Source organism: Streptomyces flaveolus (assembly GCF_000716535.1).
Lineage (GTDB): Bacteria > Actinomycetota > Actinomycetes > Streptomycetales > Streptomycetaceae > Streptomyces > Streptomyces flaveolus_A.
Map to the genome: position 1 here is coordinate 1 of NZ_JNWV01000204.1, position 244 is coordinate 244.

Consider the following 244-nt stretch of genomic DNA (forward strand, 5'->3'; position numbering starts at 1 on the left):
CGATTCCTCCTCCACAGACACCGTCTTCGTCTTCGTGCACGGGGCCTGGCACGGCTCCGGGCAGTGGGCGGCGACGCAGCGCGCACTCGCCGCACTCGGTGCCGCGAGCATGGCCGTCGACCTGCCGGGGCACGGCTTCGACGCGCCACTGCCCAGCGGATACCTCCAGCCGGGCCAGCCGGGCCTGCTGACCGAGAAGTCCGCGCTCGCCACCGTGACGATGGAGGACAGCGCCGAGGCCGTG

Annotated in this window: 1 protein-coding gene; it reads left to right on the plus strand. The window is 73.0% G+C overall.

Features of this window, described 5'->3' with window-relative positions; all coding sequences use genetic code 11:
• Positions 1-34: 34 nt before the first annotated feature.
• Positions 35-244 (plus strand): alpha/beta fold hydrolase (locus tag OO52_RS45865; protein ID WP_420711480.1); only part of this gene is annotated, 210 nt, incomplete at its 3' end.